The 19,826-nt window shown below is 72.3% G+C and carries 14 protein-coding genes and 1 pseudogene; 7 read left to right on the top strand and 8 right to left on the bottom strand.

Annotated features, from left to right (window positions below; genetic code table 11):
* Positions 1–788: pseudogene (locus AB0G52_RS34775) on the bottom strand (hypothetical protein); the annotation flags it as partial.
* Positions 781–1,842, bottom strand: coding sequence for a hypothetical protein (locus AB0G52_RS34770; RefSeq protein ID WP_361342180.1), 1,062 nt, complete (start codon positions 1,840–1,842; stop codon positions 781–783). The gene AB0G52_RS34770 and the pseudogene AB0G52_RS34775, both read right to left, overlap by 8 nt.
* Positions 1,843–2,240: 398 nt before the next feature.
* Here AB0G52_RS34770 and AB0G52_RS34765 point away from each other — a divergent pair, with 398 nt between their 5' ends.
* Positions 2,241–3,728: an RICIN domain-containing protein gene (locus AB0G52_RS34765; protein ID WP_361342177.1), complete on the top strand. Its 1,488-nt coding sequence runs from the start codon at positions 2,241–2,243 to the stop codon at positions 3,726–3,728.
* 57 nt (positions 3,729–3,785) lie between these two features.
* Here AB0G52_RS34765 and AB0G52_RS34760 read toward each other — a convergent pair whose 3' ends face one another.
* The gene (locus tag AB0G52_RS34760; protein ID WP_361342174.1) at positions 3,786–4,292 is read right to left on the bottom strand and encodes a hypothetical protein; all 507 of its coding nucleotides are present in this window, start codon (positions 4,290–4,292) and stop codon (positions 3,786–3,788) included.
* A 43-nt stretch (positions 4,293–4,335) separates the two neighbouring features.
* Positions 4,336–5,430, bottom strand: a complete 1,095-nt coding sequence (locus AB0G52_RS34755; RefSeq protein WP_361342171.1) for a hypothetical protein — start codon at positions 5,428–5,430, stop codon at positions 4,336–4,338.
* A gap of 244 nt (positions 5,431–5,674) precedes the next feature.
* On the opposite strand from AB0G52_RS34755, the gene AB0G52_RS34750 reads away from it, so the two are divergent.
* The 3 genes from AB0G52_RS34750 to AB0G52_RS34740 all read left to right on the top strand — a co-directional run bounded on the left by AB0G52_RS34750 (position 5,675) and on the right by AB0G52_RS34740 (position 10,130).
* Positions 5,675–6,394, top strand: a complete 720-nt coding sequence (locus tag AB0G52_RS34750; RefSeq protein ID WP_361342168.1) for a hypothetical protein — start codon at positions 5,675–5,677, stop codon at positions 6,392–6,394.
* A gap of 70 nt (positions 6,395–6,464) precedes the next feature.
* Entirely contained in the window at positions 6,465–8,309 is a 1,845-nt protein-coding gene (locus AB0G52_RS34745; RefSeq protein WP_361342166.1) for an FG-GAP-like repeat-containing protein, read from the top strand.
* 123 nt (positions 8,310–8,432) lie between these two features.
* The gene (locus AB0G52_RS34740; protein ID WP_361342163.1) at positions 8,433–10,130 is read left to right on the top strand and encodes a SpoIIE family protein phosphatase; all 1,698 of its coding nucleotides are present in this window, start codon (positions 8,433–8,435) and stop codon (positions 10,128–10,130) included.
* A 25-nt stretch (positions 10,131–10,155) separates the two neighbouring features.
* Here AB0G52_RS34740 and AB0G52_RS34735 read toward each other — a convergent pair whose 3' ends face one another.
* The 3 genes from AB0G52_RS34735 to AB0G52_RS34725 form a co-directional block, all read right to left on the bottom strand.
* Positions 10,156–11,235 (bottom strand): type I phosphomannose isomerase catalytic subunit, encoded by a 1,080-nt coding sequence (locus tag AB0G52_RS34735; protein ID WP_361342160.1) that lies wholly within the window; start codon positions 11,233–11,235, stop codon positions 10,156–10,158.
* Complete coding sequence (locus AB0G52_RS34730; protein WP_361342157.1) at positions 11,232–12,071, bottom strand: SDR family oxidoreductase; 840 nt, start codon at positions 12,069–12,071, stop codon at positions 11,232–11,234. Before AB0G52_RS34730 ends, AB0G52_RS34735 begins: the two co-directional genes overlap by 4 nt.
* Before the next feature lie 174 nt (positions 12,072–12,245).
* Entirely contained in the window at positions 12,246–12,812 is a 567-nt protein-coding gene (locus tag AB0G52_RS34725; RefSeq protein ID WP_361342154.1) for a TetR/AcrR family transcriptional regulator, read from the bottom strand.
* A 109-nt stretch (positions 12,813–12,921) separates the two neighbouring features.
* Between AB0G52_RS34725 and AB0G52_RS34720 the strand changes: the two genes are divergently transcribed.
* Positions 12,922–15,114, top strand: coding sequence for an MMPL family transporter (locus AB0G52_RS34720; RefSeq protein ID WP_361342151.1), 2,193 nt, complete (start codon positions 12,922–12,924; stop codon positions 15,112–15,114).
* Between the two features lie 289 nt (positions 15,115–15,403).
* Here AB0G52_RS34720 and AB0G52_RS34715 read toward each other — a convergent pair whose 3' ends face one another.
* Positions 15,404–16,951 (bottom strand): SDR family oxidoreductase, encoded by a 1,548-nt coding sequence (locus AB0G52_RS34715; protein WP_361342148.1) that lies wholly within the window; start codon positions 16,949–16,951, stop codon positions 15,404–15,406.
* A 90-nt stretch (positions 16,952–17,041) separates the two neighbouring features.
* Between AB0G52_RS34715 and AB0G52_RS34710 the strand changes: the two genes are divergently transcribed.
* The gene (locus AB0G52_RS34710) at positions 17,042–17,548 is read left to right on the top strand and encodes a MarR family winged helix-turn-helix transcriptional regulator (protein ID WP_361342145.1); all 507 of its coding nucleotides are present in this window, start codon (positions 17,042–17,044) and stop codon (positions 17,546–17,548) included.
* A 138-nt stretch (positions 17,549–17,686) separates the two neighbouring features.
* Positions 17,687–19,810: an MMPL family transporter gene (locus AB0G52_RS34705; RefSeq protein ID WP_361342142.1), complete on the top strand. Its 2,124-nt coding sequence runs from the start codon at positions 17,687–17,689 to the stop codon at positions 19,808–19,810.
* Positions 19,811–19,826: the final 16 nt, after the last annotated feature.

Below are 19,826 nucleotides of genomic sequence, written 5' to 3'. Positions count from 1 at the left end.
TAGGAGATGCCGACCCGGGCCTCCACCGTCCTGTTGCTCGTGGTGTCGAACGTCAGGTACTCGCCGCCGGTGAAGGTGCCCGTGGCGGTGAAGGGCTGGTCGAAGGTGATCGCGTAGTAGAGCGTGATCGGGGTGGTGTCCTCGCAGAAGCCGGTGCTGGTGATCGACCCGGTCACCGTGTCGCCGCCGGACAGGCCGAGCGTCGAGGCGGCGTACGGCGTCTGGGTGTCCTGCACCTTGAGGAGCAGGCTCGCCTGTGCGGAGGACGGGAAGGTGAACCGGCCGATGCCGGCCCGTGTGCCGGTGGTCAGCGCGACGCTTGTGCTGTTGCCCAGGCTGACGGAGTAGGAGCCGGGTGAGGCCGTCTCGCCGGAGTGCGAGAAGGACTCGGTCGTCGAGGCGGGGTCCGAGCCGAGCGAACCGACCACGGGCAGGATCGGCAGATCCCCGGCCGCGTCGCAGCCGACGCCGGAGACGTGGGTGAGGCTGAATCCCGAGACGGCCGAGTCGGAGTAGCCGTAGCCGCCGCCCTTGGGGCGGGACGAGGTGTCGGGCGACCACTGGAGCATGCCGTGCGGCACATCGGCGCCCGGGAAGGTGTTCCCGGCGCTGAAGTCGCCGTTGCCGCCGGTGCCGATGTACGGGTTGACCAGCGACACGGGGTCGGCGGTGGCCGCGGCCACCGCCCCCGCCGCGCCGGCCGGTTGGGCGGACACGGCGAGCGCGAGGGCCGCGGCGCCCGCGGTGAGCAGGCGCGGGAGCGCGTGCCGGCGCCGGGTGTCAGCCACGGAGCAGGACGTCGCTGAGGACGCCGTCGGCCGGGGCGGTGATCCAGTCCGAGGAGATGTACGAGGCCCCGTCGGCGGCGAGCAGGGCGACCCGGGCCCGGGCGTCGGCCAGGGTCGGCGCGGAGGAGCTCAGCGCGGGCGGGACGTCGTAGGCGTCGGTGACGACCGTCAGGTAGTGGTTGGCGTTGTACCACTCGGTGGTGCCGTCGCCGACCCAGGCGCCCGCGTCGGCGTCGAACACCACGAACCAGGGGCGCAGCGTGGTGTCGCTGTAGCGGGTGCGCGGGTCGCCGGCCTGGGCGCCGAGCACGCTCGGGAAGACCGCGGCCTGGCTGATGTTCCCCGCGGCGGCGAGGTCCTTGAGGTGCTGGGCGTAGACCACGTCCGACCAGGAGGAGGCGGGGCTGACGGCCTGCTCGAAGGTGCCGGGGATGATCTCCACGATCGCCCGGCCGGCGAGCGAGCCGTAGTTCGCCCAGTTGTTCGCCCTCGCGGCGGTGTCGAGGTCCGCGTACCGCGAGCCGTCGCTCTTGGTGAGCAGGTCGGCGGGCGTGTAGAGAACGCTGCCGAGGTGCGCCTCGACGTAGCTGTCGAACGTGGTCGGCGTCATGCCGAGGGTGTTGTAGAACCCGTTCTTCATCTCGATCTTGACCATGAGCGGGTGGCTCGTGGGGTGGGCCTGGAGCCAGATCCGGATGTCGTCGAGGCAACTGTCGAGGTTCTGGTTGCGGTTGCCGGTGTAGAGGTCCCCGGCCGTGCTCGCCTGCACGCAGTTGTTGCTGCTGCCCAGCGGGTTGCTGTGACTCACGTTCCACTTGCCGGTGAACACGTTGTGCCAGGTGTCGAGTTCGACCAGGGAGGTGCCGGTGTCCAGCGCGTTCGCCAGATAGGTGTACGTGGACCCGTCGTCGTACGTGTTGTGGATGCCCGTGCCGGAGACCCCGGCCAGCGTCTGCCCACCGACGTCGGCGGCGTGCGCGGCGGGCGTCGCCACCACACCGAGCAGCAGGGCCGAGGCCGTCAGCAGTGCGGCCCGGACTTTGTTCCGGATCATGAGCATGTCAGATCCCTCCGTGTGCTCGGTGGTCGGGCAGAGCCTAGAGGGGGTGGATGGACATCCGCTACGGCCGGGTAACAAGTTGCCGTCGTTCGCCTGAATCCCAGCGATGGAACGGCAGTTGACCGTGCAGCGGGGTGACCGCCCCGGTTGCTCGTGGTCCGCTGGAGTGGGCCACGGTGCGACACGCGCCGGTCGGCGCCCCCCGAGTACGCGGAAAGCCCAGGTGGGGCACATCGGTGGGGAGTGACCCCCGAGTCGGTTCGGGGGCCTGTCGCGGTGTTCCGTGGCAATCACCCGTAAGTGATCTCGCCACCCGTTCCACCCCTGTGACTTTCTGGATGCGCGCGATGACGTTGTGTAGTTGACGGTGTGGTTCGACTGAAGGGATGACGATGAGCACTCCGATCAAAACGGTTGCCGGAACCGGGGCCGCGGGGTTCGCAGGGGACGAGGGGAGCGCCGTCTCCGCTCAGTTGAACCGCCCGTACGGGATCGCGGTGGACAGCACCGGGACCCTCTACGTCGCCGACTACGGCAACCACCGGGTCCGGAAGATCACGACCGACGGACGGATCAGCACGATCGCGGGGACCGGGACCGCGGGTTCCGGCGGCGACGGCGGCCCAGCGGTCTCGGCCCAGCTGAACGCCCCGCGCGAGGTGGCGGTGGACAGGGCCGGCGCCGTCTACATCGCCGACTCCAACAACCACAGGATCCGCAAGGTCACACCCGACGGGAAGATCGGCACGGTCGTCGGCACGGGCGCCGCGGGCTTCCGGGGCGACGGCGGCCCGGCCACCGCCGCCCAGCTGAACCTTCCGTTGGGGGTCGTCGTGGACCGCGCCGGTGTCCTCCACGTCGCCGACTACTACAACCACCGGGTCCGGAAAGTCGCGGCGGACGGGGTGATCAGCACGGTCGCGGGGACCGGAACCGCCGGCTCCAGGGGTGACGGCGGTCCGGCGGTCGCCGCCCAGCTGAACGGAATGCACGGACTGGCGTGGGGCGGCGCCGGTGATCTCTACATCGCCGACTGCAACAACCACCGGGTCCGGAAGGTCACGGCGGACGGGGTGATCAGCACGGTCGCCGGTACGGGCGTGGCGGGATTCGGCGGCGACGACGGCCCCGCCGCCTCGGCCCGGCTGAACTCCCCGGTGGGGGTGGCGGTGGACAGCGCCGGCGTCCTGTACATCTGCGACTACGGCAACCATCGGCTCCGGAAGGTCACGGCGGACGGGGTGATCAGCACGGTCGCCGGCACCGGCGCCCCCGGCTACGGCGGTGAGGGGGGCCCGGCGGTGGCGGCCCAGCTGAACGGCCCGCGCAAGGTGGCGTTGGACTGCGTCGACACCCTCTACCTCACCGATCACCTCAACAACCGGGTCCGGAAGATCACCTCCGAGAAGATGGCCGGACTGCCCGAGTCGGGCACGGTGGTCTCCTGGGCCAACGTCCGCAGCAGGCTGCGGATGGGCGTCCTGCGGGAATCCGCCACGGACGGGGCGGAGATCCACCAGGCCCTGCCCGTGCCCAGAAACCACCAGCGGTGGCGGCTGGTCGCGGCGGGCCGGGACGACGGTGACGTCCTGTACCGGATCGAGAACGTGCGCAGCGGCAAGGTCCTGGAGGTCGCCGGAGCGCAGGAGAGGGCCGGGGCGGTGGTCGTGCAGCGGGTCTACGAGGGCGGCGAAGCCCATCACCAGCACTGGCGGTTGATTCCGGTGGGCCCGATGGACGGCACCCCCCGGGTCTTCGAGATCGCGAACCACAACAGCGGGCTGCTCCTGCGGGTCGGCTCCAACGCCCGCACAGCGGTCATCCAGGACGGGGCGGACGGCGACCACCAGGGCCGTCAGTGGCAGCTGCTCCCCGTGTAGCGCACAGGGCGGGGCAGGGGCGGCTTCGCCCCTGCCCCGCCCGCGACCACTACGGCCCTAGCTGGAACGGGACGGCTTCTCCGCGGTCGCCTGGGGCGCCTGGGGCGCTTCGGGGGCCTTCGGGGCATCCGGCGTCCTGGGGGGCTTGGTGAAGTCGCCCTTCCTCGGCCTGCTCTCCAGGTCCTCGTCCTTTCGGAGGTCACCGTGGTCCGTCACCGTCGCACTCGCCTCCTGCATACCCGCGGAGGCCGCCCTGGTGACCGACCCGGGATCCCCGGCGTACTGGGACTGCGCACCGGCGGACGCCTGGGTGGTCTGGACGAGGGAGCCGAGGAAGCCCAGCACGGCCCGCGCCTCGGGCGACGTCTCCTGCACGATCTTCGAGCGGGAGCAGGCGCCGTGGATCGCGGTGTCGAACAGACTCGTACTGGTGTCGTCGTACGTGTCGGGCCCGGAGTCCTCGAAGTCGACACCCTCACCCGGCTGGGGCTTCGTGCTGTCGGTGATCACGGAGAAGAGCCCGGCGCCCCTGCCCGCGGAGTTGAAGATGTTGTCGAACACCATGGTCGTCACCTCTGGTCGTCGTCGTGGCGGCGGCGCCGCCCGGTCAGGGCTGCTTGTAGAGCGTCTGCCGGCTGACGGTCAGGCTCTCCACGTCGAGCAAGGTGTGGTGGACGTCCAGGGCGGACACGACCTCGGCCAGTCCCTTCATCCGGAAGCCGCCGGGCGCCAGGTCGATGTCGCCGATGTCGCGGGCGACCGTCCCGTCGAGACCGGGATAGGCGCCGGGCTGCGGGGGAGAGAGGACTGCCACCGGCACGGCGTACTGCACCGCGATCAGTCCGGAGAAGGTCACCGGGATCTCGTACGTGTACTGCCTGCGGGTGCGCCGCTGCGTGACGATCGTCTGCACCCGGGAGTTCGCCGGTACCTTGCCGGAGATCTGCGACTTCGAGGCCCAGCTGGTGTTCAGGGAACCCCCGACCGTGGCCGCGAGGCCCAGGGCCAGCTGGGCGTTGAGCGACGCGTTGCCGGTGGCACTGCCGGAGGTCGTGAACCCGACCGAGCTGGTCATCCCGTTCGACGAGGAGTTCGTCGCCGAACTGCTCCCGGACGTCTCGGTGGTATTGGCGTTGTCGACTCCGACGCTGTCCTTGCTGTTCTTGTTGGTGACCGTGTTCGAGTTCTTGTTCGCCGTCCCGTTCTGGCACGACGCCTGGAGCTGCGACTGGAGATCCAGGCGGAGCTGATTCTGCAACTGCAACTGGAGCGAGGCGCCCGCACTGCCGCCGAAAGTGAGTTTGGCGTCCCCGTGCAGCGACCACGTCACCCCGTTCGAGACCGTGAAGTCGACCGAGTCGGTGAAGTTCATCTCCGACTGGCTGCGGTTGACATAGGAACGGGTGGAGAACGTGTCGGGCGGCGGTTGGCCGATGTCGCCCCGCACCTCGATCAGCGGCTCCCCGAGATTCATATAGGCCAGCCAGCCGAGCTGGAACGCGGTCCCGGAGAAACTTCCGAAACTCGACTTGTTGACGGAGAACCCTACGGGCTTGTGCTTGACTCCGGAAGGGTCGACGTAGATCAGATTGGGGTGGCTCAGGATGGACTGCCAGGTCTGCTCGATATTGAGTTCCCGCAGGTTCTTCTTCGTCAGCGGCTGACGCTTCGCGTCCACCGGACTGTATGCGCTGGAAGGCATCTGACCGTCCTCACGTCCGCGTCTTCGGCAGTCGAAATTAGCATGCTGAATAGTGGCCGGGAAGGCGTATTTGTGCATCACACTCATTCGAGTGATCGAAATTCGGTTATCTCCCCATATTGCACGTGGATCGGCCTCGGATTTCCTTCTTTCACTCGATCGATGACTTTTCGGCGGCCCCTTTTCGCCGATAGCGTGCACTCGACCGTTGCCGTGTACAGGCAGAGGAATGGCGAGGTTTCCGATGTACACCCAAGAACGCGCGACGATGTCCAATCTGGTGGTCGGCGGCCCAGTGGCGGTGAACAGCTACGACAACGCGGTCGTGGCGGCCCTGGTCGAGAACCGGCCGGTCATGCTCGTCCACGCCTTCAACGGCGGCTACCTGCGGCCCGTCGAGTTGAAGGAGGGTAGCCATGACAAGGGAGTCAAGCTGGCCACCGCCCTCGACCCGGCCACCAAGGACGCCAAGGGCCACCTCTGGTACATCACCCCGGCCGGCTTCTTCGGACAGCGGCCGCTGTACGTCGTCGAGAGCGCCGCGGGGCAGGTGTCACCGAAACCCGCCGCCGCGGGGGCCGTCGACGCCGGCCGCGGCGACGACGGTGCGCCCAAGCCGCAGCGCAGGCGGGTCACCGTCCACCAGGACGCACCCAAGAGCACGGCCGACGGCGTCCAGGTCGGCCTGCCCGACAAGGTCGGCGACAAGTGGCGCGGTAAGAACGGCGCGCCCGAGGACACACAGCTCTGGATCGTCACGGTGACGCCCTGGGGCGGCATCACCTTCGTGCCCATCACGCACCCGGACACCATCCTGGGGTTCAAGGACCACACGGTGGCGGCGGACAGCGAGGTACGCGTCACCTACAACTGGGGTGGGGACTTCACCGGGACGGTCATCAACACCTTCTATCCGCGGCTGCCCAGCGAGTGGGACGTCCCCTACCACCACGTCTTCACGTGACGGCGTGCCGGCCCCGCATCCCGTCCGTTGTCCCGAGCCGACACCCGCACCGCCTGGAAGAGGCACCAGCATGCCCCTGCCCCTGGAAGAACTGAAGTTCCAGATCGTCAACGCCGCCTCGGGCAAGCCCCTTGGAGTCGGGGCCGTCCCCGGCGCGGACGGAGCCCTCGTCGTCACCGGTCCTTCCGACGGAGCCCCGCTCCCCGAGCACTGGCAGCTCACTCCGTTCGCGGCCGCACCGAGCGGGCAGTCCGGGGACGACCCCGTGTACGTCATCCGCAACGTGATCGGCGGCAAGGTACTCGACAACCCCGCCGCCGCGGACCGCGGCGTGCGCCAGGGGAACCCCGTCGCGGGCAAGAGGAACCAGCAGTGGCGCGTCGTCCCCGTCGAGGGTGAGGCGGGGCTCTGCTTCATCGAGACCGTGACCGACTGCACCGTCCTCGACCTTGCCGACCCCGGCGAGGACGGCACCCGGGTGATCCTGCGTGCCTACGACGAGCACGCGACGAGCCAGCGGTGGCGGTTCGTGACCGCCGCACCCGAGCGGACCAGCGACCCGGTGCTGCGCTGGACACCCCTGAGTCACTGGAACGGCCGCCGGTCCTGGCGCCTGGCCCGCTCGGCCGCGCCGCGCCCGGCACCCGGCGCGGCGCCCTCCTTCAGCGACCTGCTCCTGGTTCTCGAACGCTTCGGGAGCGACCAGAACGCCGGCGGCTGGGGGAGCGCCGGGGCCGGCCGCTCCGCCAACGGGCAGCCTGGCGGGTGGGCCGGAGTCGGTGCCCGCTTCCTCGCCGACACCACGGGGGCGGGGCGGGCGGACATCGTGGCGCTCCCACCCGCGAAGGGGGTGGTGACGGCGTGCAGCAGGGGCGACGGCACGTTCGACGACGAGCGTGCCCTGCACCAGTCCTCGCCCTCTCCGCACCCGGCGGACCTGTGGACTCTGGCGGACCTGACGGGGGACGGCACACCCGATGCCGTCGCGCTGCGCGCCGACGGCGTCCGGGTGTCCTCCCGGGGGGAGAGCGGGACGTTCACGCCCGCGGGCGGCAACCTGGCCGTCAAGGGATTCGGTCACGACCGGAGCGCCGGCGGGTGGCTCGCTGACAAGCATCCCCGCTTCCTCGTCGACACCACCGGCGACGGGCGCGCCGACATCGTCGGCTGCCACGACGACGGTGTCTGGATCTCACTCCAGGACGAGGAGGGGAGGTTCGCGCCGCTCCCCGACGAACCGGTCCTCCGGGCGTTCGGCCACGGCGAGAAAGCGGGCGGCTGGCGCATCGACAGGCACCCCCGTTTCCTCGTCGACACCACCGGCGACGGACGCGCCGACATCGTCGGCTGCCACGACGACGGTGTCTGGATCTCGCTCCAGGACGAGAACGGCACCTTCGCCGAACCGCTCTACGTCGTCGACGACTTCGGGACCGACCATGGGTGGAGCTCGGTCCAGGAGCACCCCCGGTTCCTGGTCCGCACCAGCGGTGGCGGGAAGGCGGACCTCATCGGGTTCGGCCCGCCGGGCGTCGTCGTCTCACGAGGACGCGGTGACGGTACGTTCGAGCCCCCGCAACTCGTCCTGAACGACTTCGGGCAGGCCCAGGGCTGGACGGGCGGCAAGCACCTCCGGTTCCTCGCCGACGTCACCGGTGACGGCAACCCGGACATCGTCGGCTTCGGCGACGAAGGGGTCTGGGTGGCGCACAACCGTGGTGACGGCCGGTTCGACCAGGCACAACTGGTGTGCCGCGGCTTCGGGTACGGCGACGACGCAGGCGCCTGGCGAGTCGACCGCCACCCCCGTTTCCTCGCCGACGTCACCGGCGACGGACGCGTCGACATCGTCGGCTTCGGCGGCCCCGGGGTGTACGTGGCCCGCAACCTCTTCCGCCGGTTCAGGACCCGATGACCGCCCGAGGGCCGTGACCGCCACGGCCCTCGCAGACGCTCGTTCGAAGGGTCACCTCCGTGCCCCGGGGTACCCGGGGTGCGGGACGGCGCAGGCGGTTTCTCCGGTGACGGGAGGCGGACGATGGGCCCCGACGGTCCGCGAGAAGCGGTTGGCCGGGCCCTGGACGCCCTCGGTACCGGCGCTTACCTGACGGACGAACGAGGCTTGATCGTCGCGGTCAACGCGCGCGGCGAACACCTCCTGGGCCGCCCCACCGCTGACCTGGTCGGCCGGGACGCCCATGACCTGCTGCACCGCACCAGCAGCGGGGAACCGGTGCCGAGGGCCCGGTGCCGCCTGCGGGAGAGCCTCCTCGGCGGGCACACGCGGCAGGGCGAGGACGAGTGGTTCGAGCGCGGAGACGGCACCCTGCTTCCGGTGGGCTGGCTGGCCACTCCGTACGACACGGGCAACCGCCACTCGGCCACGCTCTTCCTCTTCCACTCCACGGGGCACCCCGGATCCCCCGTGCAGCGCCCGCCGGCCGGCGCGCGCCTCTCCGAACTGGAACGGCTCGCTCTCCTCGCCGATACGACCACCCTGCTCACCTCCACCCTGGACATCCACGAGGCACTGCGCCGCCTGATCGGCCTCGTGGTGCCGCGCATCGCCGACTGGGCCGTCATCGACCTGATCGGCGAGCGGGACGAGGTCTCGCGCTTCGCCGTCGCCCACGCCGAGGACGGCACCGTGGTGTTCCGGGACGACCTCCAAGGGCCCATGCCGCCGGTGCCGCAGGAGTCCCCGATGCCCCTGTCCCGTGCCCTGCGCGGCGTCGCGTCCTCCTTCGCCGGCCCCGAGACCTACCAGGGTCCGCCGGACTCCGGGATCGCGGTGGAGCAGCGGCGCCTGTTCGAGGCGACCGGCATGCACTCGGCCGTCGTCGTCCCGCTGCGCAGCCTGCACAGCGTGATGGGGGCCCTCACCCTGGGCCGCGCCGACCAGCCCGAGCGGTTCACCTCGGCCGAGGCCGCCCTGCTGGAGGACATCGCCCGGCGCGCCAGCCTCGCTCTGGAGAACGCCCGCCTCTACCAGCGCCAGCGCCAGGTGGCCGAGACCATGCAGCGTCATCTGCTGCCGAAGCTCCCGCGGTCACCGGGCCGCAGCATGACCGCCCGATACCTGCCCGCGCCGGACGCCTCCCACGTCGGCGGCGACTGGTACGACGCCTTCACCCTCACGGACGGCGCCACCGCCCTCGCCGTGGGGGACGTCGTAGGCCACGACCTGGAGGCCGCGGCCGGCATGGCCCAGCTGCGCAACATGCTCCGGGCCTACGCCGTGTCCCAGCAGAAGCCACCGAGCAAGATCGTGGAATGGCTCGACCAGGCGACCCTGCACATCGCCGAGGTCTCCATGGCCACGCTGGTCTTCGCCCGCATGAGCGAGAACGCCGACGGTGACTGCGAGCTGTCCTGGACCAACGCGGGCCATCCGCCTCCGCTGCTGGTCACCCGCGAGGGGGTGGCCCGCTACCTGACCGACGGCCACGGGATCCTCCTGGGCGTCGCACCGGAGCGGCCCCGCCCCGACGCGACGGCGGAACTGCCGCCCGGGGCGACCCTGCTCCTCTACACCGACGGCCTGATCGAGTCCCCGGGTCACACCCTGGACGAGGGCCTGGAACGCCTGCGTCGGCACGCCGCGGCCCTGGCCCGCCGCCCCCTGGAATCCTTCACCGACGAGCTGCTGGCGCGGGCGCGCCCGCCGGACAACGACGACGACGTGGCCCTGCTGGCCGTGCGGTACGGGCCCGGCTGGTCCGACGACACGCTCTGAACATGCTGGTCGCGCGTGCCGCGTATCAGGCCGAGGACGCGATGACCCGCCGCAGGAGCGGGGGCGGGTGGCCGGCAGCGAGCAGCGGGGCGCGGACATCACGGTCGAGGTCGGGCAGGTAGCCGACCAGGACGTCGGCGGGCCCGGCGATCTCAGCCGCACCGCACGCCGCGGGCAGCAGGAGCGTCTCCGCCCGGCCGAGTTCCTCGCTCGCCGTCCCGGTCCGTACCCGCACCGGGGCGCCGACGTTCGACAGGATCCGTGCGGTGGAGAAAGCGAGGCGCAGGGGTTCCTCGGTGCCGGCGCGCAGGCGTTCGAGGGCGAAGTAGGGGCCCGCGCAGAGGAAGACCCGTTCCACTCCGTCCCCGACGGCGATGCTCAGCCCGGGCGTGAAGTCCGGCCGGCTGTCCAGGTCGGCCTGGCGCATCAGCATGTCGAGCTGGGACCGGTGTTCCTCGTCGCTCACCGGGGAGCCGTCCGCCATGTTCCAGCGCATCGCGTGGCGCTGGATGTCGGAGGTCTGCTCGATCTCGTAGACGAGGGTGTCCGGCCCGAAGCTGTGCAGGGTGCCGCCGGGCACGTAGAGGGTGTCGCCCGCGCGCACCGGCAGACGGCGCAGGACGGCGTCGAAGTCCTGCGCCTCCAGCGCGGCACGCAGCCGGCCGGCCGTGACGCCGCGCTTGACGCCGCACAGGGCGGTCGCGCCGGGCGCCGCGTCCAGGATGTGCCAGGCCTCGGTCTTCCCGTTGGGCTGTCCCTCCAGGCGCCGGGCGGCCTCGTCGTCGGCGTGCAGGTGCACGGGCAGCGTTCCGGTGGCGTCGATGAACTTGGTCAGCAGGGGGAAGCGGGCGCCGGAGAAGCCGGCGCCCATGAGCGCGTCCGCGTGGTCGGACAGCACCTGGTGCAGAGTCCGGCCGGCCAGCGGCCCGTTGGTCACCACGCTGAGGTTGCCCTCGACGTCGCTGCATTCCCAGGTCTCCGCCACGCTCCAGTCCGGCAGGCCCCTCTTGCCCAGGCGGCGGGCGATGGCGTGGCCGCCGAACACCAGGGGCTTCGCCGTGACGGTCAACCGCAGGGGGTACAGGGCCGTCTCCGCGGCGTTCACAGGATCGGCTGTCCGCCGGTGACGGCGATGCGGGCCCCGGACACGTAACTGGCCTCGTCGGACGCGAGCATGACGTACACCGGTGCCAGTTCGGCAGGCTGGCCGGGGCGCCCCAGCGGTACCTGCGAGCCGAAGCTCTCGACCTGCTCGGGCGGCATGGTCGCGGGGATCAGCGGGGTCCAGATCGGCCCCGGGGCGACGCTGTTGGCGCGGATGCCCTTCGACGCCAGCATCTGGGCCAGCGAACCGACCATGTTGGCGATGCCGGCCTTGGTGACGTCGTACGGCAGCAGTTGCGGCGGCGGGCTGTCGGAGTTGACCGAGGTGCTCCCGATGATCGCCGATCCCGGCCGCATGTGCGGGACGGCGGCCTTGGACAGGTGGAAGAACGCGCTGAGGTTGATCGCCAGCGTGCGGTCCCACTCCGCGTCGGGAATGTCCGTGAGGGAGTCCCGTGTCATCTGGTACGCGGCGTTGCTGACCAGCACGTCGACCCGGCCGAACTCCTCGACGGCCCTGTCGACGACAAAGCGGCAGTGCGCCGGGTCGGCCAGGTCACCGGACACCAGTACGCACGTGCGGCCGGCGTCCCGCACCCACCGCGCGGTCTCCTCCGCGTCCTCGTGCTCGTCCAGGTAGGAGAGCAGGACGTCCGCTCCCTCGCGGGCATAGGCGATCGCCACGGCACGTCCGATCCCGCTGTCACCGCCCGTGATCACCGCGGCCTTGCCGGCCAGCCGTCCGGAGCCCCGGTAACTGTGTTCGCCGTGATCGGGCCGGGGCGTCATCTCGTCCGTCACACCGGGCGGGACCTGCGTCTGACGGGGCTGGGACATCGTGGCTCCTGTGAAAGGCGTCGGGGGAACGGTGGGGCCGCCGAGTACCCCAACGGCTCCGCTCGGCACCCCCCGCCCAGGCCCGCGGACGTCCACGGCTCAGGGGCCGGTGCGGCCTCTACGCAGTCCTCGAGGCGATCGTGCTCGTCGTCGGCGGGCCCACCGGTGCCGTGGCTACTCGGTGTCGAGGGAGGCGACTCCGGCCCGCAGGAAGGTCATCGCCCTGTCGATGTCGGCCTCCCGCGTGTGGCGGCAGACCTCGGCCACCACGGCGGCCGCCGCGGCGGCGGCCATGCGCGGCCCGAAGTCGTCCGGGGCGAGCCCGCGCTCCTCGGCGAAGACCCGGGTGCCTTCCTGGATCACCTCCGTGAGGCGGACGTTGGTGACGGCCCTGAGCTGCGGGTTGAGGTCGAGCATCCGGTCGTGGAGGTCGTCCAGGTCGCTGTGCAGGGCGACCTCGCCGCGCAGCCAGAGCTCCAGCGCGTCCAGGGTGGTCCGCCCGGCCGGACGTTCTCGCAGGGTCGTGGCGAGCCGGTCCGCGACCGCGTCGAGGTGCGACGTCGCCAGTTCCAGCTTCGACGGGAAGTAGAGCGTGACGGTGCGCGGCGACACCTCCGCGGCCGCCGCGATGTCGGCGATCGTCGTCGCCTCGTAGCCGTGGTCGGCGAACAGTTCGTACGCCGCACGGAGGATCGCCTCCCGGCGTCGCGCCTTGGAACGCTCCCGCAGGCCCTCGCTCATCACGAGCCCGACCTTACCATTCGTGGCGAAGTTACAGTCGACTGCAAAAATGCTGTACGGTGTAGCGAGTCGGGGGAGCGGACCAGTGTGGAAGAGAGGGAAGACGGGCATGGCCTCACGCCTGTACAGCTGGGCACGGTGGGCGATACGCCGGCGCGGCAGGGTCGTAGCGGCCTGGCTGCTCCTGCTCGCCGTCGTCGCCGGTCTAGGCGTCACCCTGCACGGCAAGGTGACCACCGAGTTCTCGGTGCCGGGGATCGAGTCGCAGCAAGCGCAGGACCTGCTGAAGGAGAAGTTCCCCGAGGCCGCGGGCGGGGTCGCCCGGATCGTCCTCGCGGCACCCGAGGGCAGCGGCCTGACCCGGCCGAAGGCGCACGCGGCCGTCGAGGCGGGCCTGCGGGAGGCGGCCCGGGTCTCCGGCGTCGTGGCGGTGTCCGACCCGTTCAAGGACAGGACGCTCTCGGCGGACCGGCGGATCGGCTACGCCGACGTCCGCTTCCGGCAGCCGGCCAGCGAGGTGCCGCAGGCGTCGAAGGACGCCCTGGACCGGGCGATGGCCCAGGCCCGGCACGCCGGACTCGAGGTCGAGTTCGGCGGCTCGGCGATGGACCGCAAGACCGAGGTCGGCGGGCCGGCCGAGGTGATCGGCGTGGTGCTCGCCTTCGTCATCCTGGCGCTGGCCCTGGGCTCCCTGGTGGCCGCCGGGCTGCCGCTGCTGACGGCCCTGGTCGGGGTGGCGATCGGCGTTCTCGGGGTGGAGTTCATGACCCGGTACGTCGAGATGACCAGCACCGCCACGGTGCTCGCCCTGATGATCGGGCTGGCCGTGGGCATCGACTACGCCCTGTTCATCATCTCCCGCCACCGCGAGCAGCTCACCGACCCGGAACAGGATGTCGAGGACTCGATCGCCCGGGCCGTGGCCACCGCGGGCGGTGCCGTCGTCTTCGCCGGTGCCACCGTGATCATCGCGCTCGCGGCGCTCGCGGTCACCGGCATCCCGTTCCTGACGGTGATGGGCCTGGCCGCCGCGGCGACCGTGCTGCTGGCCGTCCTGGTCGCCGTCAGCCTCGTCCCCGCCGCCCTCGCCCTGCTCGGCGAGCGTCTGCGGCCGCGCGGCCGTCGTACCACCGTGAGGGCGGCCGGCTCCTGGGGACCGGCCTGGGCCCGAGCGGTCACCCGCAAGCCCCTGCTCGTCCTCCTGGCCGGGGTCATCGGCCTGCTCGCCCTGGCCGTGCCCGCCCGCGACCTGCGCCTCGGCCTGCCCAGCAACGCCTCGCAGCCCGTCGACAGCACCCAGCACAAGAGCTACGACCTGCTGACCGAGGGCTTCGGGCCCGGCTTCAACGCCACGCTGACCGCCGTCGTCGACCTCAAGGGCGTCCCGGCCGCCGACCGTGCCGCGACCGTGACCGGGCTCCGTACGGCCCTGGCGGGCGACCGCGGGGTGGCCGTCGCCGCCCCGCCGGTCACCAACGCGGACGGGACCCTGGCCGTCGTCGCCGTGGTCCCGAAGACCGGACCCGACGCCCGGGCCACCACCGACCTGGTGCACCGGCTGCGTGCCGAGGCGCCCGCCGTCGACCGGGCCGGCGGCACCCTCTACATCGCCGGTACGACCGCTGCCGCGATCGACGTGGCGGGCAAGCTCTCCGACGCGCTGCCGCTGTTCATCGCCCTCATCGTGATCCTCGCCCTGATCCTGCTGACGATCGCCTTCCGCTCCGTGCTGGTGCCCCTGAAGGCCGCGTTCGGGTTCCTGCTGTCCGTGGCCGCGTCCCTGGGCGCCACGGTGTGGGTGTTCCAGGAGGGCCACCTCGACGGCGTGCTGGACATCCCCTCGGCGGGCCCGGTCACCAGCTTCCTGCCCGTCCTGCTCATCGGCGTCCTCTTCGGACTGGCCATGGACTACGAGGTGTTCCTCGTCAGCCGGATGCGCGAGCACCACGAGCACACCGGCGACGCCGCCGAGGCCGTCACCCAGGGGGTGGCCCGCAGCGGACGGGTCGTCAGCGCCGCCGCGCTCATCATGGCCGCGGTCTTCGGCGGCTTCGTCTTCAACGACGACCCGATCATCAAGTCCATCGGCTTCGCCCTCGCCTTCGGTGTCCTCGTCGACGCCTTCGTCGTCCGCATGACCCTCGTGCCGGCGGCCATGGCGCTGCTCGGCCGCCGTGCCTGGGGCCTGCCCGGATGGCTGGCCCGGATCACCCCGGACGTCGACATCGAGGGGGCACGGCTGCCGGCCCGGGCGAAGGCCGGGACGGCGGCGGAGGAGCCGCAGGAGGCCGCCGTACGGTGAGGCCGGGGAGCCGGGCGCCGCGGGGCTCCCGCCCTGAGGGGAGCCGCCCGGTCCGCGGACGCGGCCGTGGGGCGGGCCGAAGCCCGCGTGCCGGAGTGAGGACGTCGTCGTTCGTCGCCTTCGCAGGCGTTCCCGAGGAGCAGGCGCGTGCCGTGGTCGAGGAGACGGCGGCCGCGCTCGCCGCGCAGCCCGCCGCCGACTGAGCCGCCGCCGTCGAGGCGCGACGGCGGGCCCGGTCCGCTGCGGGGAGGGCGTCGACCAGGTCCCCGACCCGTGCGAACGGGACCCGCTACCGCTCGGCTACGCCCACCACGCCCTGGGCGACCTCGGTGCCGGGCGGGGTGTGGCCGTGCTCGGTCTCGGCGGTGTGGGCGATGTTGCGGGCCATGCCGCCGAAGACCACGGAGTGGAAGGGGGAGACGCTCCACCAGTAGGCGTGGCCGAGCAGTCCGTGCGGATGGAACACGGCGCGCTGGCGGTAACGGGTGCGGCCGGCGTCGTCGGTGTCGGCGTACATCTCCAGCCAGGCCAGTCCGGGCAGCCGCATCTCCGCGCGCAGCCGCAGCAGCCTGCCCGGCTCGATCTCCTCCACCCGCCAGAAGTCCACCGAGTCGCCCACGCGCAGCCGGTGCGCGTCCCGGCGCCCGCGGCGCAGCCCGACCCCGCCCACGAGCCGGTCGGCGATCCCCCGCACGTTCCAGGCCAGCGGGAAGGAGTACCAGCCGTTCTCCCCGCCGACGCCCTCGATCACCCGCCACAGCGCCTCGGGCGGGGCGTCGACCGGACGTTCCCGCAGGTCGGTGTAGAGGCTCCCGCCCGCCCAGGCGGGGTCGGTGGGCAGCGGGTCGCTGGGGGCGCCGGGGACCGAGGCGGAGGACCAGCGGGTGGTGACCTCGGCGTCCTGGACACGCTTGAGCGCCAGCCGTACCGCGTCGTCGAAACCGATGGGGTGGCCGGGCGGGTCGGGCACGTACCGGGTGATGTCGTTCTCCCGGCACACCACCTCGTGCCGCAGCGACTCCGCGAGCGGCCGGGCGATGGACGCGGGGACCGGGGTGACCAGGCCGACCCAGAGCCCGGACAGGCGGGGGGTGAGCACCGGCACCGGCACGATCACGCGCCGGGGCAGTCCCGCGACCGCCGCGTAGCGCAGCATCATGTCGCGGTACGTCAGCACGTCGGGCCCGCCGATGTCGAAGGCGCGGTTCACGTCCGCGGGCATCCGGGCGCTGCCCACCAGCAGACGCAGCACGTCCCGGACCGCCGCCGGCTGGATGCGGGTGCGCACCCAGCTGGGCGTGACCATCACCGGCAGCCGCTCGGTCAGGTAGCGCAGCATCTCGAAGGAGGCCGAGCCGGACCCGATGATGACGGCGGCGCGCAGCACCGTGGTGGGCACCCCGCTCGCCAGCAGGATGCGCCCGACCTCGGAGCGGGAGCGCAGGTGGGGTGACAGCTCCCGCTCGGGCACCCCGGCCGGGGTCAGCCCGCCGAGGTAGACGATGCGGCGGACACCGGCACCGGCGGCCTGCGTGCCGAAGACGTGGGCGCCCTGCCGGTCGGTGTCCTCGAAGCCGTGTCCGGTGCCGAGCGCGTGCACCAGGTAGTAGGCGACGGAGACCTCCCGCATGGCGGCACCGACGGTGACGGGGTCGGTGACGTCCCCCTGGACCACCTCCACCTCCCCGGCCCACGGGTGGTCGCGCAGTTTCCCGGGGGACCGGGCCAGGCAGCGCACCCGGTATCCGGCGGCCAGCAGTTCCGGCACCAACCGCCCGCCGATGTAGCCGCTGGCCCCGGTCACCAGGCACAGGGGGCGTTCCGCCGTCGTCTCCATGGCTCCTCCTCGTACCCGGGTCTTCGGCCGTCGCGCCGCCCGCGGATGCGGCCCGCGGGTGATCCCCGAGTACCCCGGTACGATGCGCCGGTGAGCACGGAGACGAACGGCGGGCACCCGGCCCCCGGAGACCTCCCCGCCTTCCCCGGCGACCTGCCTGCCTTCGCGGTGCAGTTGCGCCGCATGCACGGCGAGATCGGCCGGGTCATCCAGCAGTACGCGGCCCGGCAGAACCTGCACGCCACCGACGTGCAGGCGCTGGCCGCCATCCTGGACGCCCCCGAGCCCATGACGCCCACCCGGCTGCGCGCGCTGCTCGGCCTCACCTCGGGGGCGGTCACCGCCTGCGTGGACCGGCTGGAGCGCGCCGGGCACGTCCGCCGGGTGCGCGAGGACGCCGACCGCAGGGTGGTGCACCTCCAGTACGTCGACGACGCCCGCGCCGCCGCCCGTACCCACTTCCGGCCGCTGGCCGACGCCGTGCGCCGGGCCGGAGCGGACTTCGACGCGCACGAGCTGGCCGTGGCCCTGCGGTTCCTGACGGAGCTGAACGACATCCTGGCCGAGGTGCCCGGGGAGCCCGCCGCCGGTCGCTGAGGGCTGCATCCGAACATCCGGCGCGCGCAGAAGCAGGGGCGACACATGTCGTCGGGCAATATTGCTTGATCATTGAGATAGTTCACCGTCGAGCTTTCTGTTCGGGAGTCTCCCTTGTCGCGCGCCCCCAGGAGTCACATGACACCCCCGCCCCACCGCCGCACCCGCGGGCTCGTCCCGTTCGCCATGGTCGCCGTCTGGCTGGTGCTCGGAGGCCTGCTGGGTCCCTTCGCCGGACGGCTGGGCGAGGTCGCCACCAACGACCAGGCGGCCTTCCTGCCGAGGAGCGCCGAGTCCACCCGGGTCCTGGCCGAGCAGGCCGCCTTCCGGCAGCGGGAGACCCTGCCGGTCGTCGTGGTGTGGACCGCCGACGGCGGGGCGGCCGTCAGCGGCGAGCAGCGCGCGGCCACCGCGGCGGTGGCCGCGCTCGCCGGCACCCCCGGCACCGCCGGATCCCCTTCCCCCGCGCTCCTCTCCCGGGACGGCGCCGCCCTCCAGGCCGTCGTACCGCTGCGCCCCGATCTCGGCGACCGGCTCGCACCCACCCTGGAACGGGTGCGGGCGGCGGCCGGCGTCCCCGGCACCCAGGTGCGACTCGCCGGTCCCGCCGCCACCCAGGCCGACCTCGCGGACGCCTTCTCGGGCATCGACGGGGTGCTGCTCGCGGTCGCCCTGGCCACCGTGCTCGTCATCCTGCTGCTGGTCTACCGCTCCCTGCTGCTGCCGCTGGTCGTCATCCTCGGCGCGGTGTTCTCCCTGGGCCTCGCGTGTGCCGTCGTCTACGCCCTGGCCGACCACGGGCTGGTGCGCGTCGACGGCCAGGTGCAGGGAATCCTCTCGATCCTCGTCATCGGCGCCGCGACGGACTACGCGCTGCTGGTCACCGCCCGCTGCCGGGAGGAACTGGCCGCCGGGCGCGACCGGCACGCGGCCGCCCGGGCCGCCCTGCGCCGCTCGGCCCCGGCCGTCCTGGCCAGCGCGGGCACCGTCGCCCTCGGCCTGATCGCGCTGCTGCTCAGCGACCTCACCAACAACCGGGCGCTCGGGCCGGTCGGCGCCGTCGGCATCGCCTGCGCCGCCCTCAGCGCACTCACCTTCCTGCCGGCCGTCCTGGCCCTCCTCGGCCGCCGCGCGTACTGGCCGGCCAGGCCCGGGAGCGAGGGCGGCGCGACCGGGCTGTGGCAGCGCGTCGCCCACCTGGTCGACCGGGCGCCGCGCCGGGTGTGGGCGTTCGCCCTGACCGCACTGCTCGTCTGCTCGGCGGGCGCCCTCACCCTGGACTCGCGGGGCGTCCCGCTCGACGAGACGTTCGTACGGCACGTGCCGTCCGTCGCCGCCCAGCAGACCCTGGCCCGGCACTTCCCGGCCGGCGCGGGCACCCCCGTGGTGGTCGTCGCCGACGCCACCGCCGCCGACCGGGTGGCGCGCACCCTGCGCGCCACCCCGGGTGTCGCCGCGGTGACCGCGACCGGCGCGCAGGGCCGTCCGGCGGCCCAACCGCTGGTGGCGGACGGCCGGGTCAGGTTCGAGGCGACCGCGAAGGCGGCCCCCGACACGCAGGCCGCCCGCGACACCGTGGCCGGGCTGCGCGCGTCGCTGCACGCGCTGCCCGGCGCGGACGCCCTCGTGGGCGGCTACACCGCGCAGCAGTACGACACCCTGCGCGCGGCCGAACACGACCGCGTGGTCATCGTCCCGGTGGTGCTCGCCGTCATCCTGACCATCCTCGTGCTGCTGCTCCGCTCCTTCGCGGTGCCCGTCCTGCTGGTGCTGACCGTCGGCCTCAACTTCACCGCGACCCTCGGGGTGGCCGCGCTGGTCTTCCGCGACCTGTTCGGATTCAGCGGCACCGATCCGTCCGTACCGCTGTACGGGTTCGTCTTCCTGGTGGCACTCGGCGTCGACTACAACATCTTCCTCATGTCCCGGGTCCGCGAGGAGACCCTGCGGCACGGCACCCGTGAGGGCGTCCGGCGCGGGCTCGTCACCACCGGCGGGGTCATCACCTCCGCCGGGGTGGTGCTGGCCGCCACCTTCGCGGCGCTCGGCGTGATCCCGCTGGCCTTCCTGGTGCAGATCGCCTTCATCGTCGCGTTCGGCGTGCTGCTGGACACCCTGGTGGTGCGCTCCCTGCTGGTGCCGGCGCTGGTGCGGGACGCCGGGGACCGCGTGTGGTGGCCCACCCGGCCGGGGTCCGAGCGAGACGATGCAGACTCGATGCGAGTTGCCCGGGTGGGAGCGCGGGACGGACGGTGGTGCTGAGGCAGGGAGCGATCCC

Origin of the sequence: Streptomyces sp. NPDC021562 (genome assembly GCF_040640875.1) — a bacterium.
Lineage (GTDB): Bacteria > Actinomycetota > Actinomycetes > Streptomycetales > Streptomycetaceae > Streptomyces.
Note: the sequence above shows the minus strand (reverse complement) of the source record. Positions and strands in the feature narration are given on the sequence as shown.